This is a genomic window from Agathobaculum hominis (assembly GCF_014288055.1).
Classification (GTDB): Bacteria; Bacillota; Clostridia; order Oscillospirales; family Butyricicoccaceae; genus Agathobaculum; species Agathobaculum hominis.
In genome coordinates this window covers 118,232-141,273 of the sequence record NZ_JACOPK010000003.1, presented here as the reverse complement: position 1 = coordinate 141,273, position 23,042 = coordinate 118,232, and the positions used below count along the sequence as shown (strand labels likewise).

23 protein-coding genes and 1 tRNA gene are annotated in these 23,042 nt (G+C 58.9%); 7 read left to right on the top strand and 17 right to left on the bottom strand.

The features are described from left to right. Positions 1 to 385: 385 nt before the first annotated feature. From H8S02_RS04165 to H8S02_RS04140, 6 genes are all read right to left on the bottom strand, one after another. Positions 386 to 1,405, bottom strand: coding sequence for a Gfo/Idh/MocA family protein (locus tag H8S02_RS04165; RefSeq protein WP_186969435.1), 1,020 nt, complete (start codon positions 1,403 to 1,405; stop codon positions 386 to 388). A gap of 221 nt (positions 1,406 to 1,626) precedes the next feature. Continuing rightward, the gene (locus H8S02_RS04160; protein WP_186969434.1) at positions 1,627 to 2,187 is read right to left on the bottom strand and encodes a hypothetical protein; all 561 of its coding nucleotides are present in this window, start codon (positions 2,185 to 2,187) and stop codon (positions 1,627 to 1,629) included. After that, complete coding sequence (locus H8S02_RS04155; protein WP_186969433.1) at positions 2,172 to 2,933, bottom strand: sigma factor; 762 nt, start codon at positions 2,931 to 2,933, stop codon at positions 2,172 to 2,174. Before H8S02_RS04155 ends, H8S02_RS04160 begins: the two co-directional genes overlap by 16 nt. A gap of 85 nt (positions 2,934 to 3,018) precedes the next feature. After that, positions 3,019 to 5,478: a carbohydrate-binding domain-containing protein gene (locus H8S02_RS04150; RefSeq protein ID WP_186969432.1), complete on the bottom strand. Its 2,460-nt coding sequence runs from the start codon at positions 5,476 to 5,478 to the stop codon at positions 3,019 to 3,021. Positions 5,479 to 5,743: 265 nt separating this feature from the next. Beyond that, positions 5,744 to 6,421 (bottom strand): DUF4956 domain-containing protein, encoded by a 678-nt coding sequence (locus H8S02_RS04145; RefSeq protein ID WP_186969431.1) that lies wholly within the window; start codon positions 6,419 to 6,421, stop codon positions 5,744 to 5,746. Then, positions 6,414 to 7,148 carry a polyphosphate polymerase domain-containing protein gene (locus H8S02_RS04140; protein WP_186969430.1) on the bottom strand — a complete coding sequence of 245 codons (735 nt, stop codon included), beginning with the start codon at positions 7,146 to 7,148 and terminating at the stop codon, positions 6,414 to 6,416. Before H8S02_RS04140 ends, H8S02_RS04145 begins: the two co-directional genes overlap by 8 nt. Positions 7,149 to 7,443: 295 nt before the next feature. On the opposite strand from H8S02_RS04140, the gene H8S02_RS04135 reads away from it, so the two are divergent. After that, positions 7,444 to 8,193, top strand: coding sequence for a glycerophosphodiester phosphodiesterase (locus tag H8S02_RS04135; protein ID WP_186969429.1), 750 nt, complete (start codon positions 7,444 to 7,446; stop codon positions 8,191 to 8,193). Positions 8,194 to 8,408: 215 nt separating this feature from the next. Here the strand turns inward: H8S02_RS04135 and H8S02_RS04130 are convergent, their stop codons facing one another. The 6 genes from H8S02_RS04130 to H8S02_RS04105 all read right to left on the bottom strand — a co-directional run bounded on the left by H8S02_RS04130 (position 8,409) and on the right by H8S02_RS04105 (position 14,041). Beyond that, positions 8,409 to 9,101 carry an MgtC/SapB family protein gene (locus H8S02_RS04130; RefSeq protein WP_186969428.1) on the bottom strand — a complete coding sequence of 231 codons (693 nt, stop codon included), beginning with the start codon at positions 9,099 to 9,101 and terminating at the stop codon, positions 8,409 to 8,411. 14 nt (positions 9,102 to 9,115) lie between these two features. Continuing rightward, entirely contained in the window at positions 9,116 to 9,811 is a 696-nt protein-coding gene (locus H8S02_RS04125) for an MgtC/SapB family protein (RefSeq protein ID WP_407926393.1), read from the bottom strand. A 226-nt stretch (positions 9,812 to 10,037) separates the two neighbouring features. Beyond that, positions 10,038 to 10,382 carry a DUF1667 domain-containing protein gene (locus tag H8S02_RS04120; protein WP_186969426.1) on the bottom strand — a complete coding sequence of 115 codons (345 nt, stop codon included), beginning with the start codon at positions 10,380 to 10,382 and terminating at the stop codon, positions 10,038 to 10,040. Beyond that, positions 10,379 to 11,641, bottom strand: a complete 1,263-nt coding sequence (locus H8S02_RS04115) for an NAD(P)/FAD-dependent oxidoreductase (RefSeq protein WP_186969425.1) — start codon at positions 11,639 to 11,641, stop codon at positions 10,379 to 10,381. The genes H8S02_RS04120 and H8S02_RS04115 overlap by 4 nt, the downstream gene beginning before the upstream one ends. After that, entirely contained in the window at positions 11,638 to 13,080 is a 1,443-nt protein-coding gene (locus H8S02_RS04110; protein ID WP_186969424.1) for an NAD(P)/FAD-dependent oxidoreductase, read from the bottom strand. Before H8S02_RS04110 ends, H8S02_RS04115 begins: the two co-directional genes overlap by 4 nt. A gap of 391 nt (positions 13,081 to 13,471) precedes the next feature. Next, entirely contained in the window at positions 13,472 to 14,041 is a 570-nt protein-coding gene (locus H8S02_RS04105) for a glycerol-3-phosphate responsive antiterminator (RefSeq protein WP_186969423.1), read from the bottom strand. 543 nt (positions 14,042 to 14,584) lie between these two features. On the opposite strand from H8S02_RS04105, the gene H8S02_RS04100 reads away from it, so the two are divergent. The 5 genes from H8S02_RS04100 to H8S02_RS04080 all read left to right on the top strand — a co-directional run bounded on the left by H8S02_RS04100 (position 14,585) and on the right by H8S02_RS04080 (position 19,881). After that, on the top strand, positions 14,585 to 15,421 hold the full coding sequence (locus H8S02_RS04100; RefSeq protein ID WP_330601925.1) for an ABC transporter permease: 837 nt from the start codon (positions 14,585 to 14,587) through the stop codon (positions 15,419 to 15,421). 40 nt (positions 15,422 to 15,461) lie between these two features. Next, positions 15,462 to 16,433, top strand: coding sequence for an ABC transporter ATP-binding protein (locus H8S02_RS04095; protein WP_186969421.1), 972 nt, complete (start codon positions 15,462 to 15,464; stop codon positions 16,431 to 16,433). Positions 16,434 to 16,561: 128 nt separating this feature from the next. Next, positions 16,562 to 17,743, top strand: coding sequence for an extracellular solute-binding protein (locus tag H8S02_RS04090; RefSeq protein ID WP_186969420.1), 1,182 nt, complete (start codon positions 16,562 to 16,564; stop codon positions 17,741 to 17,743). A gap of 98 nt (positions 17,744 to 17,841) precedes the next feature. Continuing rightward, a complete protein-coding gene (locus tag H8S02_RS04085; protein ID WP_186969419.1) occupies positions 17,842 to 18,687 on the top strand; it encodes an ABC transporter permease in 846 nt (281 codons plus the stop codon). 519 nt (positions 18,688 to 19,206) lie between these two features. After that, positions 19,207 to 19,881 (top strand): glycerophosphodiester phosphodiesterase, encoded by a 675-nt coding sequence (locus H8S02_RS04080; protein ID WP_186969418.1) that lies wholly within the window; start codon positions 19,207 to 19,209, stop codon positions 19,879 to 19,881. 47 nt (positions 19,882 to 19,928) lie between these two features. Here the strand turns inward: H8S02_RS04080 and H8S02_RS04075 are convergent, their stop codons facing one another. Both H8S02_RS04075 and H8S02_RS04070 read right to left on the bottom strand, forming a co-directional pair. Continuing rightward, positions 19,929 to 20,186 (bottom strand): phage holin, encoded by a 258-nt coding sequence (locus tag H8S02_RS04075; protein ID WP_186969417.1) that lies wholly within the window; start codon positions 20,184 to 20,186, stop codon positions 19,929 to 19,931. Continuing rightward, the gene (locus H8S02_RS04070) at positions 20,183 to 20,425 is read right to left on the bottom strand and encodes a hypothetical protein (RefSeq protein ID WP_186969416.1); all 243 of its coding nucleotides are present in this window, start codon (positions 20,423 to 20,425) and stop codon (positions 20,183 to 20,185) included. Before H8S02_RS04070 ends, H8S02_RS04075 begins: the two co-directional genes overlap by 4 nt. Positions 20,426 to 20,595: 170 nt before the next feature. Here H8S02_RS04070 and H8S02_RS04065 point away from each other — a divergent pair, with 170 nt between their 5' ends. Further along, positions 20,596 to 20,832, top strand: coding sequence for a hypothetical protein (locus tag H8S02_RS04065; RefSeq protein ID WP_186969415.1), 237 nt, complete (start codon positions 20,596 to 20,598; stop codon positions 20,830 to 20,832). Positions 20,833 to 20,889: 57 nt separating this feature from the next. On the opposite strand, the gene fliB is transcribed toward H8S02_RS04065, so the two are convergent. From fliB to H8S02_RS04050, 3 genes are all read right to left on the bottom strand, one after another. Beyond that, positions 20,890 to 21,960, bottom strand: a complete 1,071-nt coding sequence (gene fliB, locus H8S02_RS04060) for a flagellin lysine-N-methylase (RefSeq protein ID WP_186969414.1) — start codon at positions 21,958 to 21,960, stop codon at positions 20,890 to 20,892. A 428-nt stretch (positions 21,961 to 22,388) separates the two neighbouring features. Next, positions 22,389 to 22,479, bottom strand: a tRNA-Ser gene (locus tag H8S02_RS04055). Between the two features lie 144 nt (positions 22,480 to 22,623). After that, positions 22,624 to 22,932, bottom strand: a complete 309-nt coding sequence (locus H8S02_RS04050; protein ID WP_186969413.1) for a LysR family transcriptional regulator — start codon at positions 22,930 to 22,932, stop codon at positions 22,624 to 22,626. Positions 22,933 to 23,042 lie beyond the last annotated feature (110 nt).

The following is a 23,042-nucleotide window of genomic DNA, read 5'->3' as shown; positions in this document are numbered from 1 at the left end:
CTCTGAGTGCTAAACATAATTTATCACCACTGCGCCCTAATGTCAAGTGTCGTTTGTGAATAAAATGTAAAAGCTTCATCCTGAACGATAACTTTTTTGAAAAATGCAGAAAAAGGGCGGTGCCCTTTCTGGCGCACCGCCCTTCTCACTGCTAATCTCCTGCCGCATTTTGCCGAAGGCAAAACAGGCAGGACAGGCGCTCCGCAGAGCGCCGCATAAAAAATCCCCGTAAAAGTCCAGCTCTGCCGGACTTTTACTCCGCTGCCCGCGCCGCGGCGGCGCGGCCTCGTCTGCCGTGCGGACGAGAGGGGGTTATCGTTTCCGGTTTCCCTGGGAACCGGAAACGTATATAAGGGGGACAGCGTCCCCCTTATACTGAAATGCGTTAGTATTTCACCTGTACCGGCTTGCCCGTATGGAACGAGTCGGTGATCGCATAGGTAACGAGCGTAGCCTTGGTGCCGTCGTAAACGGTCAGCTCCGGCTTGCGGCCCTTCTGGATGCAGTCGATGAAGTCGACCATCTCGAGCAGATATGCCTCCGCAAAGCGCTGCGGGAAGTTCTCGACGATCTCCTGGCGTGCGCCGTACTGGTCGTATACCATGACGCGGTCCTTCCAGGGCACACCGGCAACACGGATGTGCGCTTCGGTGCCGACGATCTCGGTCTCGGTGTGGTAGCCGTGCGGCGCAGTACGGCCGACGTGCAGGAATGCGACCGTGCCGTTGTCGAACTTCAGCATCGCCATGCCGGTCTCGGTGTCGCCGTTTTCGGCGAACTCCGGATGCTTGAAGGTGGTGCCTGCGGCATAAACCTCAGTGACCTCGCCGCCGAGGAACCAGCGCATCAGGTCGATGTCGTGGGACGCAGCGTCGATGAAGATGCCGCCCGAGGTCTTGGAGAACTTGATGCAGCTCTCAACCAGAGCCTCCGGATCCAGACCGGTCGCCTTGACGAGATACGGCTTGCCGATGTGGCCTGCGTCGATCTGTGCCTTCGCATCTGCGTAGGACGGGTCGTAGCGGCGCATGAAGCCGAGGAAGAACAGCTTGTCCGGATGACGCTCAACAGCGGCCTCGGCGCGCTTGCACTCCTCGAGAGAGCAGCCCAGCGGCTTGTCGGTGAACACATGCTTGCCGGCGTCGAGCGCGTACTCGATCATCCAGCAGTGCTCGGGCGACGAGGAAACGATAACGACAGCCTCGATGTCTGCCTCATCGACCATCTTCTTGTAATCGGTGGTGGTGTACTCTACCTTGAGGTAGTCCTTCGCCCAGTCCAGCTCCTTCTGCTCGAGCGAGCAGGCAGCGACCAGCTTGCAGCCCGGAATCTTGAACGCGAGGTTCTGTGCGTGTACCGAGCCTAGACGGCCCAGACCTACAATACCGACTTTGATATCCTTCATTGCAGTTTTCTCCTTTTCAGCACGGGTTTTCTCTCTCATCAGGAGGTTTTCTCTTGCTTTTTGTTTCTGCAATCATTTTACCACTCCTCACCGCCGTTTGGCAAGCAGACCCGTGTCCGCGCGAAAATTTTCCGCGCATTAGCCGAATTGCACATGGTTTTTATAGGCAAACCGCCCAAGGCCTTCGGGCACGCCGCACGTTGCTGATTGTTCACTGTGCGTCACATATCTCCCGTCTTTTCGCTCGCGGGCGGTGCGGTCCGGATGCGCAGCGCCGGGCGCTCCGCCCCATCGTCTCCGTGCCCGTCTCCGGGCTTCTCGAGCATCTCGCGCAGCCCCTCTGCCCTGCCGCTGTCGTGCGAGGAGACCGTGATGCTGACGTTTTCCTGTCCGTTCGCGTACTCCCGCTCGACCGCCTGCCGGACGGCGTCCCTCGCGTGCGTGAAGGGCGGCACGGACTCGCCCTTCGGCGGCTTTTCGCCGGAAACGCGCGTGCCGATCACCCAGTCAAAGCGGTTGAGCGTGTATTCCACGCTCTCCTCCCCGTCCACGGTCACGCTCGAATACGGCTCGCACACCGCGTAAACGCTCGTCGTCGCCATCGCGCACAGCACCGCGACGCACGCGGCCCACATGAGCGGACGGCGGATGCGGCGCCTGCCCGCGCTGAGCGTGATCTCCTGCCCTTTGTGAAAATTCTGCGCCGGGATCAGCCGGATCTGCCCGTCCTCGCACAGCACCGCTGCGCTCGTTTCTCTGATCTCGGTCACGACTGCGCGCATACCGCCGCCTCCCTTCCATTCTGCCCTTCTGCCTCGTGCAGATACCTTCTGATGCTGCCGAGATAGCTGCTGAGCACCGGATAGTCTCCGTCCAGCAGCAGCGCCGCGGCAACGATATAGTTTCTGTGGCGCTCGATGAGGCGTGCGGATACGCCGCTCTCCTTCGCGAGCGCACGGACCGGCAGCTCGTGTGTGCGCCGGAGCGAGGCGACGAGTACGCTGCTGCGGCTGAGAGCCGCCGCCGCCATGCCGCAGCTGCGGCGCGTTTTATCCGATTTCGGCGAGCAGGACGCCAGATCGTAAAACGAAAAGCCGTACTTTGCGAACTGCTCGTCCGCGCTCTCGATCTCCTCAGCGGCGCAGACCGTGCGCATCTCTCCGAGCTTCTCTACGACCGCGAGCTGCACGCCTGCGTCCGCCGCGTCCTCCTCTATCGTTCCGTCGAAGGTCTGCGGCGCAAGGCTGACCTCCGCATCGAACCGGTGCGATGCGCGGTAGTAGTCCGCCAGCCTGCGGCCGATGACGAGCGACGCATATGCGCCGAACGGGCCGCCTGCCGGGTCGTAGCCCTTGACGGCCTCGTAGAAAGCCATCAGCGCGACCGAGTATTCATCATCGCTCCTTGTCACCGTGTGACCGGCGTGCCGGGACGCCGTGCGCAGGATGAAGCCCTCGTGCGCCTCGATAAAGCGCTCGAGGAACGGTTCATCCTCCTTCGCGCGGACTGCCTGACTGCTCGACTGCATAAAAGCCGCCTCCTTTTGTTCTCTGCAATCAGTCTACCGTCCGCCTGTGTTGAATCTGTGTTTAATATGTTGCGTTTTCGGGAATTTACAGCGCGGCAAACCGCTGGAGCATGGCGGCGCACTCCGCGCGCGTTGCGGTGTCCTGCGGCGCAAGGCGCGTCGCGCTCTCGCCGCTCAGAATGCCCTTCGCCACGCACCACTCGACTGCCTTCGATGCGTAGGGCGAGATGTCGACGGTATCCGTGTAGGCGGACAGGTCGGCGCTCACGCTCGGCTCACCGGCATAACGGTAGAGCATGGCGGCGAGCTGCTCGCGGGTGATGCTCGCGTTCGGAGAGAACACATCCGCACCCGTACCGTTTACGATGCCCTCGCTCGACGCCCAGTTTACCGCCGCGGCATAGTAGGACGAGGAGGAAACGTCGCGGAAGCTGCTGTCTGCTTCGGCGGTCTCGCCGCTCATGCGGTACAGCACGGTCGCGAGCATCGCACGGCTCATGTTCTCATTCGGGGCGAAAGCCGTGGTGCTTTCGCCGTTCATCAGGCTCTTTCCGGTCACATAGCGGACAGCGCTGGCGAACCAGTCATTCTGACCGACATCCTGAAAGCCGGAGACGCCGCCCTGCTGACCGTTCTGCCGATCACTGCCCGGCTGACCGCCGTTCTGATCCGGACCCAGCGAGCCGGAGGAACTGCTGCTCGTGCCGAGCTTTGCGGTCGCGGTGCCGACCGAGGCGCCGTCCACGAGCACCGTATAGGTCTCGCCCTCCTTGATGTCGGACGAGGAGAAGATAACGCTGCTCATGCTGCCGAGCGCGGTCGCGGTGTAAAGCGTCCTGCCGTCCGCGTCCTGCACGGTGATGACACTGCCCTTCTCGATGCCGAGGGCGCTCTCGCGATTCGTCGGCTTGCCGCCCTGCTGACCGTTGCCACCCGACGTCTTTTCCGGACGGGCGCCGCTCTGCTGACCGTTCTGATCACCGCTCGGCGGCGTGGTGCTGCCGTCCGCATTCGCCGGAGGCGTCCGCGGATTGCCGTTCGCCGTGCCGGCCGTACCGCCGGCATCATTCGGCGGTGTCATGTCCTGACCGCCGTTCGCTCCGCCGCCCATGCCGCCGTGGCCTCCCTTGCCGCCGCTCGGCGAGGTCTCACCGACCGCGATATACGCCTGCGTGCCCGCGCCCGGCTCCATGCCCGCGCCGAACAGCGTGCCGCCCGAGAGCGTGAACGTGCCGTCATAGTCGATGGCTGCATCCATCATGGCGTCCGCACCGTAAACCTCGACCCGGCCGCCGGTGATGCTGATGTCGTTGTTCGAGTCCAGACCGTCCGAGCCTGCATCAATATAAAGGTCGCCGCCTGCGATATTGATGGCGAATTTGTCGCTGTGCTCACCAAGCTCGCTGTTCGCGGCATTCACGCCGTCGTCCGACACCACAACGTCGATGTCGCCGCTGTAAACGCTGACGGTCGTGCCCTCGAGTCCCTCACAGCTTGCGGTGATGCTGATCTTCGGGTTCGAGGTCGAGGACGAGCCCTGCACGCCGACCACGAGGTCATTGTCCGCGTGCACCGCGTCGTCGCCCGAGGCGAGCGTCAGCGTACCGCCCGAAACGGTCACATCGTTCGCGTGCAGCGCATCGTCTGCGCTGTCCACCGTGAACGTGCCGCCCGAAACGGTCAGCGTCTTTCCGGCCTTGAGGCCCTTGCAGGACGCATCCTCGTCCGAAATCGTGGTCGTATGTCCGCCGTTCGCGGTCACGGCAAATGTGCCGCCCGAGATCGTCAGGTCGCCGTCCGCCTGAACGCCGTCCTCCGCTGCCTCGAGGGTGATCGTGCCGCCCGAGATCGTGACGCTGCCGAGCGAAGTCGTATCCGGATTCTCGGTATCGTCCGTATCCGGAGAAGCCTTGACGGCGTCGCCGCCTGCTGTGATGTTCACCCGGCCGCCCTTGATGGTCAGCTCGTCATCGCAGGACAGGCCGTCGTCCGCCGCCTCGATATTTAGCGTCATCTCATCCACCGTAATAACTGCGTCGGACGCGCCCTTGATGCCGTTTTTCACGTTGCCGCAGGCGGTCAGCGTACCGGTGCCGCTGAGCGAGAGCGACGCGCCGCTCTTGACCTTGACCGCCGCATTCTCGTCGTTCGCGCCCGCAGTATCGGCTACCGTGTTCTCGCTGCCTGCCGCCGCAATGAGCGCCGCCTCGGCGGTCTTGTTCAGCGTGATGGCCGCGCTGTCCGCATTCGTCAGCGTCAGGCCGTTCAGCACGAGCGTAACGCCTGTGACGCCCTTTTTGACCGTGATCGAGCCGTCGTCGCAGTCGCCGGAGAACACATAGGTGCCCGCCGCCGTGATGGAGACGTCCGTACCCTCGATCTCATAGCCGCTGTATTTGCCGTCCGCCGTCACGGCGGAGTCGGTGAAGCTGATGAGAGTCGCGTTCGAGGAGGTATAGGCAGATGATACCGCACACGCCGAGGTCGGCAGCATGCCCGCCGCGAGCGCCGAAGCCAGCAGCGCTGCGAGTAATTTCTTTTTCATATCAGTCAGAACCTTTCTTAAATTCGAAATAGCATAAATGTGGAACAATTTGTCGATGAAGTCGCTCATCAAGCGCATTCAGAACTCGCGCGTCAGCGCGCATTTAACAGGCTTTGCTTCGCAAAGCCATCCAAACCGGGGGCGTGTACCTCGGTTTGGATACTTCTGGAGGGAGAAAGTTTCCGCATGGGAACTTTCGGACGACTCGTGTTCTGCGTTCGTCAGAACACAGTTTGTCGGGAAAAACGAAGTTTTTCCGACAGGCTCAGAGCGCTTCCTTCGCCTGCGGCACCTTGCCGCAAACGATGTCCAGATTGCCGTTGCGGCAGCGGATGGCGTCGAGGAACTGCTTTTCGACCTCGGACGAGACGAGCGTTACATGATAATGCAGGTTATACAGGCTGCCCATGCCGGTCGTGCGGACCGAGACCAGCTCGGATGCGCGCGTATACTGCGCGAACAGATCGTCAAACAGACCGGTGTAGTCCAGATTTTCCGGGATGGTGATCTTAAGCTCCTTCTCCTCCTCCGGCCTGCGGCCGAAGGACATCGCCGCATAGACAAGCAGCAGCAGGCACATCACAACGCCGGTCATGACCGCGATGCCGATGTAGCCCATACCGGTCGCGAGCCCGAGCGTCATGGCAAGAAAGATGCAGGTGATGTCGCGCGCAGAGCCGGGCGCGGAGCGGAAGCGGACGAGGCCGAACGCGCCGGACACCGCAACGCCTGCGCCGAGGTTGCCGTTGACGAGCAGGATGATGATCTGCACCATCGCGGGCAGCAGCGCGAGCGTCACCGCCATGGACTGCGTACAGGTGTTTTTATACATATATACCGCCGCGACGAGCGCGCCGAGCGCCAGCGCCGCGATCAGGCAGACGGTGAACGAGGCGGCCGTGATGCCGGCGGTCAGAACCGAACCAAATAAAGTCTCAAGCACAGTAGATTTCTCCTTTTTCGTTAAAGCGGATGGTTTTTTCTTCGCGCTGCATGGTCTGATATGCCGCGCCGTATTTGGAAAAGCGGCTCGGGAACACGCCTGCGTCCGAGAGCGCACGGGCGAGCCAGAGCGGCGCCGCGCCGGGGATCTTGATCTCCATCAGGCACATCGACGGATCGAGCAGCAGTCTGCCGCGCGTGCCGTGCGCAAGATCGAGGTCGTCCGTGCGCCAGCGGATGCCCGAATCGAACGTGACGCGCAGGTCGGGCTGTTCGCGGTCGAACACCGCAAGCCGGTCGTAAAAGATGCACATCGCCGGCTGAAGTCCCTCGTAGAACCGGCAGAACCAGTCGATCTCCCGAGAGATCTGGCTCTCCTCGGGCGCCGGGGCGCCGTCCAGATAATCCACAGCCTGTTGATAATTCATGCCGATGCGGCGCTTGTAGACCACATGGTCGTACTTCTTCTTGATCTCGACGAAGGCCTCCGTGTCCGCGTGCGGCGTGCGGTAGGTGCGCAGCCGCAGCTTTTCCTTGTACACCGGCCGGTCGAGCGAGCGGCGGATGAGCCGGAAATCCGGCGTATCATAATAGATGTTGCTGATGGTGGACTCGGAAAACCGGTCGCGCTCCATGCGCGGGGCGAACACCTTCGCGAGCCGGTCGTACTGCTCCTGCGTTACGAGGTATTTTTTCTCGTAGCGGCGAAACACACTCTGGTATCCCATAAGGCAAAACTCCTTTGCTGTTTTCTTTTGCTTCTGTAAGCTAATGCGGAGAGCAGACCCGTATTTTCGGTGGTATCACACAAGGCTCACGCTTTTTACACGGATTTTACATAAACCGGCACCGCCCCCGGTGTGCGGCGAACAAAAAAATATGCGGAATGCACGAAAGAAGGGTTTGCATTCCGCCGGCTTTATGATATAATGTATATGTGCATGAGATTTGTTGAGCGAGCACATACCGGGGACTCAGTATCGGTATGTGCTTTTTTATTTTTACGAAAGAGGCGAACGAAATATGAAAAAGGTCATGCTGCTCGCGCACCGCGGTTTCTCGGGCAAATACCCGGAGAACAGCCCGCTTGCATTCCACAAGGCGGTCGAGGAGACCAGTGCAGACGGCTTTGAGAGCGACGTTCATATCACGAAGGACGGCAAGCTCATTATTTTCCATGATGCAACGGTAGAGCGCACCTCGAACGGCACCGGCTTCATTAAGGACCACACCTACGAGGAGATGCTCCAGCTGGACATCGGCTCCTGGAAGTCCCCCGAATTCGCAGGACAGCACATCTGGACGTTTGATCAGCTGCTCGATTTCTGCGACGAGACCAATATGCTGCTCAATATGGAGCTGAAGAACTACGAGGTATTCTACGAGGGTCTGGAGCAGCGCGTCATTGACGCCATCTCCGCGCACAAGATGCAGGACCGCGTATTCGTCTCCTCCTTCAACCATATTTCCATGCAGAAGTTCAAGGAGCTCTGCCCGGACATCAAGACCGGCCTGCTCTACGACAAGCCGTATCTCGACATCGACAAGTACATCGAGCGCTCCAACGCGGACAACATGCACCCGCGCTATATGCTGCTCCAGTATCAGCCGGAACTGGTCGATCTGTACCACAGCCGCGGCATGAAGGTCAACACCTGGACGGTAAACGACGAGGAAAACATGCGCGATATGATCCATCGCGGCGTTGACGCCATCATTTCCAACCACGCGGATGTACTCTGCCGCGTCGCGACCGAGGAAGGCGTTCACTAAGACAACCTCTCTCATTCTCTTTTTCTCGAACGGTCTGTTTCTTCGGAGACAGGCCGTTTGATATTGCCGAAAAACAAAGTTTTTCCGGCAGTATGTGTTCTGCCGCGCGAGTGATGTTTTTCGCAGCAGCAGCGTTATCGGCAAATTACATCATAATACAGATGAAAAGAGCGCGGACCTGTGTCCGCGCTCTTTGACTTTTCTCCTGGTTCCTGTTAAATTTCCTCTACCGACACTACGCCTTCAATGCGCTGGATCTTCTGGATGAGGTCTTCCGTGCGGCAGCCCTTTTTCAGGTGCAGCGCGAAGATGGCGCAGGCGTTGTGCTCCTCGCTGCCTGCCGAGCGCGTGATCTCCATGTTCGAGATGCTCAGGCGGTTCTGGCGCAGGAGCTGGAGCACGTTCTCCAGGCAGTCCTTATCCGAATACTCCATGTACAGGTTGATCTCGGGCACGTTATCCAGAATGCGGTACTCGAGGCGCGAGAACACCAGCTCGGCCAGGAGCACGAGCACGCTTACCGCGATGCCGCCCTCATAGAAGCCGCCGCCGATCGCCAGACCGACGATCGCGCTCGTCCAGAGACCGGCCGCCGTGGTCAGTCCCTTGACGCGCTGACGGCGCGTCACGATGATCGTACCGGCGCCGATGAAGCCGATACCGGCAACGACCTGCGCGCCGAGACGAGCCATATCGGTGAAATAGTGCATATTCAGATACAGATACTGACTGGTCATCGTGGTGAGCGATGCGCCGAGGCAGATGAGGATATGCGTGCGGAAACCGGCGGGACGGCGCTTGAACGCGCGCTCCAGACCGATCATGCCGCCGCACAGCACGGCGAGACAAAGACGCACCGTGACCGACAGCATGGTAATATCGCGGACTCCGTTAAAAATCGAAAGCATTTCGTCCCCCCCTTTCAGACTTCGTCGATCGTGTATACGCTGTCCAGCGCGGCAATCGCCGTGAGGACCTGCGTATGCGGCTGCTTCTGCTGCAGCCGGATGGCAAATACCGCGTTCGGATTGATCGAGCGCTCGGTGCGGCCGCGGTTGATGTCCACGTCGCAGATGCGCGCGCCCTGTGATTTGATGCGGCTGATGATCGAGCCGAGGTCATCCAGAGAGCGGAATTCTACATAAATGTTGATAAAGCGCGCTCTCTCGACCAGGTAATTCTCAAACGCCGGGAGAAAACGCATGCACAGGAAGATGAGCACCGTGCACAGCACAACGCATTCATAAAAGCCTGCGCCGATGGCGAGACCCATGCAGGCCGACGCCCACAGACCTGCCGCCGTGGTCAGGCCCTTGACCTCCTGACGGCCGGTGACGAGGATGGTGCCCGCGCCGAGGAAGCCGATGCCGTTGATGACCTGCGCGCCGAAGCGCGAAACGTCGGTCTTCATGCCAAGCTCCTGCGCAATGCCATTCCACGGACCCATGACCATCGCAAACTCATACTGACTGAGCAGCATGGTCAGCGCCGCGCCCAGACACACGAGCATGTATGTTCGGAAACCGGCAGGCCGGCGTTTTCGCCCTCGCTCCAGACCGATCATGCCGCCGCACACCATGGCAAGTATAAGTCGGAACATCACCGACACAAAATTCATTTCACGCAGATATGGAATTACTCCGTTCACTGACGTCCGCCTCACTTTCTGAAAAAATGAAAATAAACACCGGCGCATGGTTCGTTCGGGCATTGCTGCCCGGCAAAACATGCGCCCTGTGCTCATCCGTCATTGAGTATATTTATATTAACATATTCTTAACAAGAATGCAAACGTTTGCGTAAACTTTTTTGCAAATTTTTTTACAGACCTGAAAAGTGCCGTTTTACAACGCCTTTGTCGCGACGATATTGACGTCCGTGCCGAGGATATGCTCTGCGAGCCGGTCTCCGATCCTGACCGGACTTTTCGCGGTGATGCTGTCGAGCAGGTGCATGCATTCGAACATCTTCTCCTTCGGCAGCGGCTTGTCGGTCTTGACCGGCAGGCGCGGCACCGCAGCGCCCTCGATCCTAACGGTCGAGGTGATGACGCGGACCGGGTGCTGAAGCTCGTTTTTGCCGTAGATCTCGCCGCGCGGGCAGCCGTTGCCCGTTACCTTATAGCCGTTTTCTTCATCCACCGAAAGGCGGCAGCCCTTGGGGCAGGTAATGCAGATAATGCTGGTCATGCCTGTTCCTCCTCAACCGATACCGTGACTGCGCCCTGTGCCTTTTCGAGCAGGACGCGCGGCAGTCTGATGTTCTCCATCTCGCCCGGCGCCATATGCTCGCGGCGGAAGGACGCGATCTGTGCGCCGCTCTCGTCCCTGACCGCGATGCGGCTCGCGCCGCAGATCGCACGGACACGGAAAAATACGTCTACGCCCGTGAAGTCGGCGTCCATGCGAACGTGCTGCGGCACGGTGTAGCCGACGAGACTGCCGTTCCTGATGTCGAGCGTCCTGCCCTCGGCGGTCTGCTTTCCTGCGCAGTATGCAGCGGCAGCCCTGCCTGCGCGCGCCGCCTCGGCGGTTACGAAGTCGACCAGATCATGTACGTGCAGCACGTTGCCGCAGGCGAACACGCCCGGAATGGAGGTCTCCATGTTTTCGTATACGACCGGGCCGTTCGTGCGCGGGTCCATCTGAATATCCGCGCCGCGGCTCAGCTCGTTCTCCGGGATCAGACCGACCGACAGCAGGACCGTGTCGCAGTCGAAGGTCATTTCGGTGCCCGGGATCGGACGGCGGTCCGGGCCGACCTCGGAAACGACGACGCGCTCCACGCGGTCCTTGCCCTGAATGTCCGAAATGGTGTGGGAGAGATAAAGCGGAATGTCAAAGTCATTGAGGCACTGCACGATGTTTCGCGTCAGACCGCCGGAATACGGCATGACCTCGACGCAGGCGAGCACCTTCGCGCCCTCGAGCGTCATGCGGCGCGCCATGATGAGACCGATGTCGCCCGAGCCGAGAATGACGACGCGCCTGCCGACCATGTAGCCCTCGATATTAAGGTAGCGCTGTGCAGCGCCGGCGGTGAAAACGCCTGCCGGACGGGTGCCCGGGATGGCGATCGCGCCGCGGGTGCGCTCGCGGCAGCCCATCGCGAGGATGACGGCCTTTGCCTCAAGGTCCTCATAGCCGCCCTCGGAGGAGACGATGTGAACGTGCTTGTCCGGGGTGATGTCCAGCACCATGGCGTCCAGACGGACGTCCACGCCGGTCTGGCCTACCATGTCGATAAAGCGGCCGGCATACTCCGGGCCGGTCAGCTCTTCCTTGAAATAGTGCAGACCGAAGCCGTTGTGGATGCACTGGTTGAGGATGCCGCCCAGCTCGCGGTCGCGCTCGACGATGCAGATCGAGCGGCAGCCTGCTTCCCATGCGGCATTTGCAGCAGACAGGCCTGCCGGGCCGCCGCCGATAATCACGAGTTCATATTTCATGCCAGTGTGCCTCCCTTGGTGGTGCCGATCAGAATAAAGGTGCCGTCGCCGTCCTGCTGAATGTCGAGCGGACTGCATCCGAGCTCACGCGCGAGAATATCCAGCACGCGCGGGCCGCAGAAGCCGCCCTGACAGCGGCCCATGCCCGAGCCTGCGCGGCGCTTGATGCCGTCGAGCGAGCAGGGCGTGATGGGAGAGTGGATCGCGGCGACGATCTCGCCCTCGGTGATGGTCTCGCAGCGGCAGATGATGCGGCCGTAGCGCGGGTCCTTCGCGATGAGAGCCGCCTTCTCCTCGTCGGAGAGCTGCTTGAAGCGGATCTGCTCGCGTCTGCCGTTCCACTCGTCCTTCTTTTCGAGGACGATGCCCATGTCCTCCAGCAGACCGGCGGCATACTCTGCGATCGCAGGCGCTGCGGACAGGCCGGGAGACTTGATGCCGGCAATATGCAGCAGGCGCGGCATATTCTTCGCCGGGCGGATGATGAAGTCGCTTTCGCTCGTGTTCGCGCGAACGCCTGCAAAATTGCGGATGGACTGGCGGAAATCGATCGACGGAACGCTCCTGCGGCTGGTCTCCGCGACAAAGTCCATGCCTGCAAGCGTGTTCTCCCTGCTGTCCGGCGCGTCAACATCGACTGCGTTCGGGCCGACGATCAGATTTCCGTGCACAGTGGGCGAAACGAGGACGCCCTTGCCGAGCTTGTTCGGGCACTGGAAGATAACGTGGCTGACCAGATTGCCGCTCGACTTGTCGAGCAGATAATACTCGCCGCGCGACGGCTGCGCCTCCCACTCGGTCTCGCCGGTCATCGCGCAGATATCGCCGCCCCAGCCGCCGGCGCAGTTGACGATGACCTTTGTTTCGTAATCGCCGGATTTGGTATGTACGAGCACATGGCCGCCCTTGTCCTCCAGACCGGTGACCTCGCTTCTCAGCCTGAGCTCAACGCCGTTGCGCACGGCGGTCTCCGCCTCTGCGATGCACAGCCCCCACGGGTCGATGACCGCGGCGCTCGGTGCGTACAGCGCTGCGGCAACGTTTTCCGCAAGGTTCGGCTCCATCTCGTGCGCCTCCTCTGCGTCGAGGATGCGCAGACCCGGCACGCCGTTGCGGACGCCATTCTCGAGCAGGTGCTCGAGATGCTTTTTCTGCTCCTCGTCAAACGCCAGAACGAACGAGCCGATGCGCTTGTAGCCGACCGACAGGTCGCTGCACAGCTGCTCCATCAGCTCCGAGCCGCGAACGTTCAGCTTTGCCATGAGCGTGCCGTTCTCCGGGTCGTAGCCCGCGTGAACGATGGCGCTGTTGGCCTTGGTCGTACCCATGGCAACGTCGTTCTCGCGCTCGAGCACGAGCACGCGCAGCCTGTACTGCGAGAGCGTATAGGCAAGCGATGCGCCGACCACGCCGCAGCCCACGATGGTTACATCATACATACTTTTCCCTCCATTTTCCCAACAAAAAAAAGCCAAAGCAACCACACCGCAGTGCTTTCGCTCTGCGGCAACGGCTTACTTTGACTCTAATCTCCAAGCAAACATACATATTCACTTTCGTTATTCTCAATATAGCACAGCTTCTGTCAGATTGCAAGGGATTTCTTTTGCGCAGAATCGCTAAAAGGGCGGCAAAAATTTTTACCTGCCGTTTTCGCGCGTCAGCGCGCATGAAAAGCGTTTGCCTGCAAACGCAAAAAAATCGGGGACATGCGCCTCGGTTTTTTTACTCTGAAAGAGAGAAAAGTTTCTGCACAGGAACTTTTCTCCGTCCGTGTTCTGCGAAGTCAGAACACATATTGTCGGCAAAGCGTCAGCTTTGCGACAGTATTTAGATCTCCCACAGCTCGGGCTTTGTCGTCGAGACCGCCTGCGCGCCGGCGGAGAGCGCCGCGACGACGTCCTGCTTGTCCGCGAGCAGACCGCTCGCGATGATCGGCTGGCGGATCTGCGGCTTCAGCCGCTCGAGCACGCGCGGCATGGTGCCCGGGAGCAGATCGACCGCGTCCGCGTTCGAGCTCTGGCGCAGCACGTTTTCGAACGAGAGCGAGTCGAACAGGAAAAAGCGCTGGATGGTCAGCAGGCCGAGCGCCTTTGCCCGGCGGATGATGTTCGGGCGGGTCGAAATGATGCCGTCCGCCTGTGTGTTCTGCGCGATGAAATCCGCGGTGATGTCCCGCGCGGTCAGACCCTCGATCAGGTCGGCATGAACAAAAACGATCTTGCCCGTCTGCTTGACCCGCTCGACGTGCGAGGCGATGTTCAGGATCGTACCGTACAGAAAAAATACGGTCGTGCAGTCGCTCCTGACCGCCTTTTCCAGACCGGCATCGCTCTTGAGCGCGGCGATCACCGGACAGTCCTGCAGCGCGTCCACCATTTTTTCTCTCTTGTGCTCCATTTTTATCCTCCATCAGCGCGGCTGCCGCTGCGCCTCGTTTTTTGGGGTCCATCGAAATGATATCCTCATTATAGCATATCTCGCGGCAAAACTGCAACCGCCCCGGTGATGCTGCACAGACGGCGCTCCGTACGGCAGGCGCAGCTCAGTCAATCTGCACAAATTTCACTCCGCTGATCTTACGTGCGGAACCGTGTGCGGCGCTTTTTCTTCGTCATTTTGTATAAAACTCATGTTCGCATTATGTTAGATTTGTGTAAAAAGTCAGCTTTTTGCGATTTTGCACTTGCACACCCCCGAAGGGCGTGCTATACTGAGGTCAAGGTTAAGGAATGTTGCTTTCAGAGATTTGAGTCAGAGTAACATGGGCGTACTTTTCCGGGTGGGAAAGAACTGTCGTGTGTTATATCTGGCTGTTTTTTTGTCCTTTTCGGGGGAAACAGCGCGTTCCGAAATGAGTGGTGCCGGCTCCGGTCGATGAAAGAGAGAGCATCTTTCCGGGCAGGCGAAAGAAAAAAGGGGTGTAAGAATTCAATGTTCAAAATGCTCAATCCAAAACGCTTCTACCATGCGGTAGGCAGACGCAAGTTTCTTGAGTTTATCCTGCTGGCGGCGTTCATCCTGTTCTTCTACGGACCAATGATCAATATGCTGATGCTCGCCTTCGCAAACGAGTATCAGGCTCCGGCCATCCTTCCGCAGCAGTGGGGTTTCAAATGGTGGAGCTACGTATTCAGCCAGAAGAGTCTGGTCTCCTCGATCGCACAGTCCTTCATCGTGGCGATCATCACCACCGGTGTTTCCATGATCCTGTGTATCCCGGCGGCCTACTCCATCGCACGCTTCAAGTATCCCGGCCGCAAGATGTTCATGCTGTCCTTCCTGCTGACCAACGCATTCCCGAAGCTCGGCATCTACACCTCCATCGCGGTCCTGTTCTACAAGTACAACCTGATGGGTACTTACACCGGCGTCGTCATCATCCACATGATCAACTCCATGATGTTCATGGTATGGCTCCCGTCGAGCGCGTTCCGCGCGGTACACCGCCAGCAGGAAGAGGCTGCCCGCGATGTCGGCGCAGGCCCGATCCGCACCTTCTTCAAGGTAACGCTCCCGATGGCAATGCCGGGCATCTCGGTCGCAACGCTCTACACCTTCCTCGGCTCCATGGAAGAAGCGCAGGGCACCATGCTCGTCGGCATGGCCAAGGTTCAGACCATGCCGGTCGCGATGTACGGCATCGTGCTCGACTCCTCGGCGGTCCAGATCGGCGCGGTATTTGCCATCCTGCTGATCATCCCGTCCGCACTCATGATCTTCGCAATGCGCAAGTACATCGGTCCGGAAGCGATCTCCGGCGGCTTCAAGATGAAATAAGGCAGCATCTGCCATCGAAATACAGGAGGATATATAACCCATGAGCGAACGTAAGATCAAGCTCCAGATCAAGGATATGACCAAAAAGTACGACAACGGCGACGGCGTCGAGCACATCAACCTCGATATCTACGAGGGTGAGATCGTCACCTTCCTCGGCCCCTCCGGCTGCGGCAAGACCACCATCCTGCGCACCATCGGCGGCTTTCTCGACGTTACCAGCGGCGACATCACCATCGACGGCCAGTCCATCATCGGCCTGCCCCCCGAGAAGCGCCCGACCGCAATGGTATTCCAGAGCTACAACCTGTGGCCGCACATGACCATTTACGAAAACCTCGCCTTCGGCCTCAAGCTCCGCAAGGTGCCCAAGGCTGAGATCGACGCAGACATCAAGAAGATGCTCGCTCTCGTATCCATGAGCGGCTGCGAGAAGAAGTATCCGAACCAGATGTCCGGCGGCCAGCAGCAGCGCATCGCCATCGCGCGCAGCCTGCTCCTCAAGCCCTCGCTGCTCCTGCTCGACGAGCCGTTCTCCGCGCTCGACGCGAAGATCCGCCAGCAGATGCGCGAGGAGCTCAAGAAGATCCAGAGCGACCTCGGCATCACGGTCGTATTCGTAACCCACGATCAGGAGGAGGCCATGTCCCTCTCCCACCGCATCGTCGTTATGAACAAGGGCAAGTTCGAGCAGATCGGCACCCCGACCGAGATCTACGACAAACCGGCCACCCGTCACGTCGCCTCCTTCATCGGCGAGATGAACTTCATCGACAAGGGCGACAAGACCATCGCCGTCCGTCCGGAGGACGTCACCGTTTCCATCGACGGCTCGGGCGACTTCACCGGCACGGTCCGCACCATCATGGTCCTCGGCCACTACGTAGTAGTCAACGTCCAGCACGGCGAAAACGTTATCAAGTGCTTCGTCGACCGCGACATCAGCGAGAAGCTGTCCGTCGGCCAGTCCGTCGGCATGCACATCGGCAAGCACACCGTATTCGACAAGTAAACTTCGACCACAACATCCTTTATCGGGAAAACCGCGCGTCACGCGCCTGAATGAGTAGACACCGGGTGAGCTTCACGCCCCTGTCGATCCCCTTAGAGTATGTATAAGAGAAAAAGGAGAATGTACAAATGAAACTGAAGAGATTAGGTTCGATCTTCCTTGCAGCAGCAATGATGACGGCAGCCCTCACCGGCTGCGGCGGCGGCGATTCCAAGGCTGAAGGCGGCGACTCCAAGGCTGAGGGCGGCAAGTCCACCGTTACCCTGTGGGCGACCGGCTCGGACAACGTCCGCTCCATCTTCGAGAAGCTGACCGAGGACTTCAACACCAACTCCGAATACAAGGATCAGTATCAGGTTGAGCTGCAGTTCATGCTCTCCGGTACCGGCGCGCAGGGCCTCGCAGACATGGTAGCAGCTGCCGGCAAGGCAGGCCAGACCAACACCGACTACGACATCGTCGACTGGAGCGGTGACGACCTGGCGAAGATCATGTCCAAGATCGGCGAGGAGTCCTTCGTAAAGCTCGACAAGTCCAAGATCCCGAACGCTGCATCTGTTGAGGCGAAGAGCGCGGTCGCGCAGGATTACGCTCAGCCGTACCGCGGCACCACCGTTATCCTTGCCTACGACTCCGAGAAGGTTCCGAACCCGCCCAAGACCATGGACGAGCTGGTCGAATGGATGAAGGCGAATCCGGGCCGCTTCGCTTACAACGCTCCCGGCACCGGCGGCGCAGGCGACTCCTTCGCTCGCACCTCGGTCTACAACTTCCTGCCAGAAGAGGCTATCACCTCCGGCGACGAGAAGTGGGTCGGCGAATGGGACAAGGGCTTCGAGTTCCTCAAGTCCATCCATCCGTACATGTACAAGTCCGGCGGCTCCATCGTTTACCCGAACAAGAACCAGGGTACTCTGGACCTGCTCAACCAGGGCGAGATCGACATGTGCCCGAACTGGGCTGACATGGTCCTGAGCCAGCGTGCACAGGGCGCCATCAAGGACTCCATCAAGATCACCCAGATCGAACCGTCTCTGACCGGCTCTCTGCAGACTCTGACCATCCCGACCTTCGGCTCCAACGAGGAAGGCGCTTACGCATTCATGAACTACATGCTCTCCGAGCAGGCACAGCAGATCATGGTCAACGACATGGCCGCTATCCCGCTGATCGACACCAGCAAAATGGATATGACCGGTTATGAAGATCTCCAGGGTCTGGACGTTTCCAACTTCCGCATCCTGTCCATCGGCGATCTGGGCACTCAGTTCAACGAGCGCTGGGACAACGAGATCGGCTCCATCGGCTAAAAAGCACATTGTGATCGCGGCGGTCCTCCGGGGCCGCCCCGACCTGAAGCCCGTGCTTTTGAAGCCACGCATGAACTTAGATACGAGGGGATAATAAAATGAGTAAAACCCTGAAGCAAAAGCTGGTCGCTTATGCACTGGTTCTGCCGGCGTTTCTCGTCGTTATGCTGACCGTTGCCTATCCGATCGTTTCCGCTGTCATCCAGAGCTTTCAGGATGAAAAGACCGGCGCTTTCACGCTGGACAACTACGCCTACTTCTTCACCGAGCCGGCACAGCGCATGAACATCCTGTACACGCTGTTCGTCGTTATCGCGACCGTCGTTATCGCGCTGGTCGTCGCCTACCTGCTCGCGCTCTATCTGCGCTTCGTCCATTCGGGCATCGCAAAGAGCATCGGCACGCTGTACCTCCTGCCGCGTTTCGTACCGGCGATGTGCGCGGTTTACGCCATGATCACGATCATCCGCGATTCCGGTCTCATCAACCGCATCGGTCTGCACTTCGGCATGGACCTCAAGCTCGGTCTGATGTACCACGCAAACGGCATGATCATCATGAACCTCTGGTTCAACATTCCGTTTGCGGCAATGATGATCACCGCCGGTCTGGGCGCGATCCCGGACAGCATCATCGAGGCTGCTCGTGATGTCGGCGCAGGCAAGTTCAAGGTATTCACCTCCATGATCCTGCCGCTGTCCCTCAAGGACGTCATCATCGCAGGCACGTTCGTATTCATGACCAACGTCGGTTCGTTCACTACCCCGTACCTGATGGGCGGCAACTCCCCGAAGATGCTGGGTATCGCGCTGTTCGACCAGTTCAACAAGTATCTGGCCTACAACCGTTCGGCCGCGCTGTCGGTCATCATGTTCCTGCTCTGCTCGGTTTCCGCAGGCGTGTATATTTACACCAACCTCAAGGAGAAGGACTGGGAGCAGTAAAACGCTTACGCTTTATAGGGGGCTTCAAAAGCCCCCTATATTTTTTTGCCGGTTCCGAAGAAACCGGCAAAAAATACCCGAACGACGCCGCCCCCGGCGGCTGAGTCGGGGTATCAAAACCGAGGGTAATACCGCACAATTGAACAAGAGCGATTTGCGAGCAAATTTTGTGCTCTGATAAGGCGCGGTTTTGCAGCAATACTTACGTATTGCAAGAAATCGCAACGCAATCAGGGTGCAAAATTTCCGCAAAGCGCCGCAGCTTCAATTGTGTGGTGTTGCCCCAGACACGCCCCCGGTTTTGATGAATTTGCCTTGCGAATTCTATTTTATGCGCACTGCCGCGCGAAAGAGGTGAAGGGCGCGCGGCAGCGCGGGAAACTGACAATTCCGTTTCCGCAAAATTATCGTAAAATCGCGTGCTCCAGACTTGTTCCGAGGCCGGGTTCGGGCTTATAATAGAGTGTGTGAGCATCTCGCTCTCACGCTTTGATTTTCCCGTGGGAGGAGAGTTTTTCCATGTCAGATAACATCCAGATCACTGCGCATTCCGGCTCGGACGGCACGCCCGACAACAGCCTTGCCTGCGTCGAATATGCGCTCTCGACCGCAGTCGACGCCTTCGAGGTCGATGTGCGCCGCCTTGCGGACGGAACGCTCGCGCTCGGCCACGATGCCGCCGACCATACCGCGCCGACGCTGCGCGAGGTGCTTGCCCTCGCCGCCGCAAAGCCCGGCGTGCGCATCAACTGCGACCTCAAGGAACGCGGCCTTGAACCGGCTGTCGCGGCGCTCGCCGCAGAATGCGGCATGTCCGGCCGACTTATTTTATCCGGCTCGGTCGACGTGGGTATCTTCGCCGCGCATCCCGAACTGCATGACTGCGCTGAGGTCTACCTCAACATCGAGGAATACGTCCCCGATCTTTACCTGAACTACCGCAACATCCCGGATTTCGAGCTGACCGCCGCCGAGATCATCACGAAGGTCTGCCGCGAACACGGCATCGCGACGGTCAACATGAATCAGGTGCTCATCACGCGCCGCTTCATCGAAACGCTGAAGGACAGCGGTATCGCCCTTTCCGCCTGGACGGTCAACGAGGAGATCTTCCTCGACTGGTTCCTCAAACAGGGCGTCCGCAATATCACGACGCGCAGACCTGCACTCGCACTCCGTCTGCGCGACAGGTAAACAAAACGCCATCGCAGAGAGAACATTCTCGAGCGATGGCGTTTTCTTTAGAAATCGGCCGGCTTCCTGTAGGTCAGCGCACGGGCGCTGTCTCCCAGACCGGCGGTCGTGGGGTCGATGAATACGCTCAGCACGGTCAGACACAGCGTTCCGAGCTGCACCGGGTTTTCGATAATGCGGGCAAGGCAGCTCCACACCGCTCCCCAGCTCGTCAGTGCGTTCACATCCACGCGCAGCGCGCTCACGACCGCGCTCACGATGCCCACCCAGAACCACGGATTTCTCATTCTTACCTTCCAGTTCATGCCTGTTCCTCCTCCAGTCCGTCGATCCGCCGGTCCGCCGCGCGCACCCGTTCCTCGAGCACGGCGCATTCCTGCTCCAGCCTGAATGTGCGCTCGATCAGGTTGTTATGGCGGTTCACCTTTTCCTCGAGCTGACGCAGACGGTACTGCGTCAGGCTGCCCGAAACGTAAATCCCGCCGAATGAGCCGGCGAGCGTCCCGAGCAGGCTCATGCCTGCGATGATCACCTCGGTCGTCATGTGCTTTCACCTCCCGTCGCCGAAGATCCCTCTACCCATAGCGCGGAAACCGCGAAAATTGACCTCATTCGGTCAATCTCTCATGAAATTTCCGAAAATTTTTCTGTTCGACAGCGTTCGCGCCCCTTCGCGCTCTGCATGGCGTATGATGGAGAAAAGGAGGGATTTTCATGCAGACATGCCGTTATCTTCCGGTAAAGGAAAACTGTTTTTCCGCTCTGCTCGGGCATTATACGACCTTTGGACTGCGTGCGGAGACCGAGACCGGACGCGGATGGGTGCCGCTTCTGACGCTTTCGGATGTTTCATGCGACGAGGAATTTATCCGCGCGTTCGCGCAGCGCTGCACGGAGTGCGGTCTGTCGCCCGTTCATCTGACCGACGCGGTGCTCGATGCGCTCCCATGAGACAAAAATCCCCTGCACCGGCGCTCACAGCGTTTCGATGCAGGGGATTTCATCTACTTAATCCATCGTCAGAAACCGCGAAACGGCCTCTACGTTGTCCTCATTGTATTCGATCTCGCGCGAGCAGGCCTTGCACAGGCAGATTTGCTCCCAATGGGTCAGCCTGCCGTCGGTCAGCCAGCGGTAAATGCCGAGCAGCTGGATGAAGCACGTGCAGATGAGCGCGAACTGCACCTTTTCGATCAGCACATCGTCGCCCAGCGCCTTCATAAAGTGGCGGTAGACGAAATACTCGAGCAGCTCATCATATTCATACAGCCGGTCTGCATAAGCGGCAAGGAAATCCGCGCGGCGCGCGAGCAGCTCGGGGATACGCGCGTGTACGTCTGCAAGCAGTCCGCGCCAGTCGTCCTTGTTGATCTCCAGAGACATAAAACGCTCGGTCAGCGCCTTCAGGCACGCTTCGGACCAGAACATGGCCGACCAGCGGAACGGCTCGTCCTCCTCGTCTGCGTATTCGGCGTCCCCCTCCACAGGGAACAGCAGGTCGTCATACTCGTTCTGCATTTTACAGCAGGCAAGGTGCAGCCGGTCCAGCTTTTCATCGAAGGAAACCGGCGTTTCCGGCTTGATGATGGCGAACAGCCGGTCGCGCATCGCGAACAGCGCCTGCTCGAATTCATCCGGCTCCTCGTCCGCTTCGCCGGTCACATCCCACTCCGGACGGTCTCTGCGGCGCAGGATGAGCTCGGCCGCCGCCTCGCAGCACAGACCCACGCCGTCCTCGCGGCCGCCTGCGAACCACTCGTAGTAGCGCGGATGGTCGGTGCAGATCTGCGCCATGTGCTCCTCACCGAGGTTCAGATATACCTCGCACAGGTTTTTGTCATTGAGGAACGGACAGCGCTCGCGCTCATCGAGAATGAAGTGCGCATTCTCCCCCGCCTGCTCGTCTGCCGGCGCGATCGCGGCGCACAGGCGCCTTGAAAAGTCGCTGCCGATGCTTTTATAGTACGCAAGCGTATCCTCGTCTACGTCGATCTCCCAGCCGATACAGCAGTTTTCCGTGCAGTCCGACGCGATGCAGCGGAAGTCTTTATAATAGGAAGGACGGCGAATGTAGCCCATCCCGATCACCTCTCAGGTCTTTTCGGTTTGTCACAATGCAAACCGTCCCGGTGTTGTCTTGACAAAGCCGGAACGTTTGAAGTATAATACCGGTATGAGAACGGCTTTCACTTGCCGGTGCGGTCGTTCCCCTGCATAAGTTTACAGCTTGAGGAAAACGCCGCTGCCTTTCAGGTGGCGGCTATTTCTTCGTGTAGTTCAAAATACCGAAGATAACCGTCGCAAGCAGCATCAGAAGTGTAAGTACCTCCATTGTTGTCATGCGCGTCACCCCCTTACTCGAGGGAATAACCTTGCCGTCTCATACTGGCGCACATATTATATCATGCAGCGACTTTCCTTGTCAATTTGCCGCCCTTCCGGGCGGTTTTTCTGTTTTTATCGCCGCATGCAAAAAGAGCTGCAATCTTTCGATTACAGCTCACTTCTGGCGGAGAGTTAGGGATTTGAACCCTAGAGACGCTCATCACGCCTACACGATTTCCAATCGTGCGCCTTCGACCACTCAGCCAACTCTCCATCTTGTTAAGTTGTTGTTCGTCGGTGTCAACCGCAGCGAACAATATGTATTATACAGACCTTTTGTCGTTTCGTCAATAGTTTTTTTGAAATTTTTCAAAAAATTTTTAAAGGGCGGAAAATGGTCTCTCCGCCCCGCTGCTTTCACTCGTCTGCGAGCTTCGCGACACGCACAAATTCATCCATCTCGCGCGTGCGCCATTTCTCCTTGTGGCAGAAGATCTGACGGTAGAGCGAGATATAGCAGTCCTCGACCGACAGCCGGATCAGCCTGCCCTGCTGTACGCCGCTCTCGACCGCGTACCACGGCAGAAAGGACACACCCCGGTCAACCTCGAGCTGGCGGATCTGTACGGTTACAGCCGACTGCGAATAGCCGAGGCTCTCCGCTGCGCGCGAAAAGCTGTTGAACTGCGCCACGCGGATGAACGTTGCAAGCTGACGGATCTCCATGTGTTTTCCCCTTCGTCTGTTATAAATAATTTTAATCCAAATGATAGAATATATGAATTTGACTTAATTGCATAAACAGAATATACTAAATTCGTAAACGGGTCAAGAAG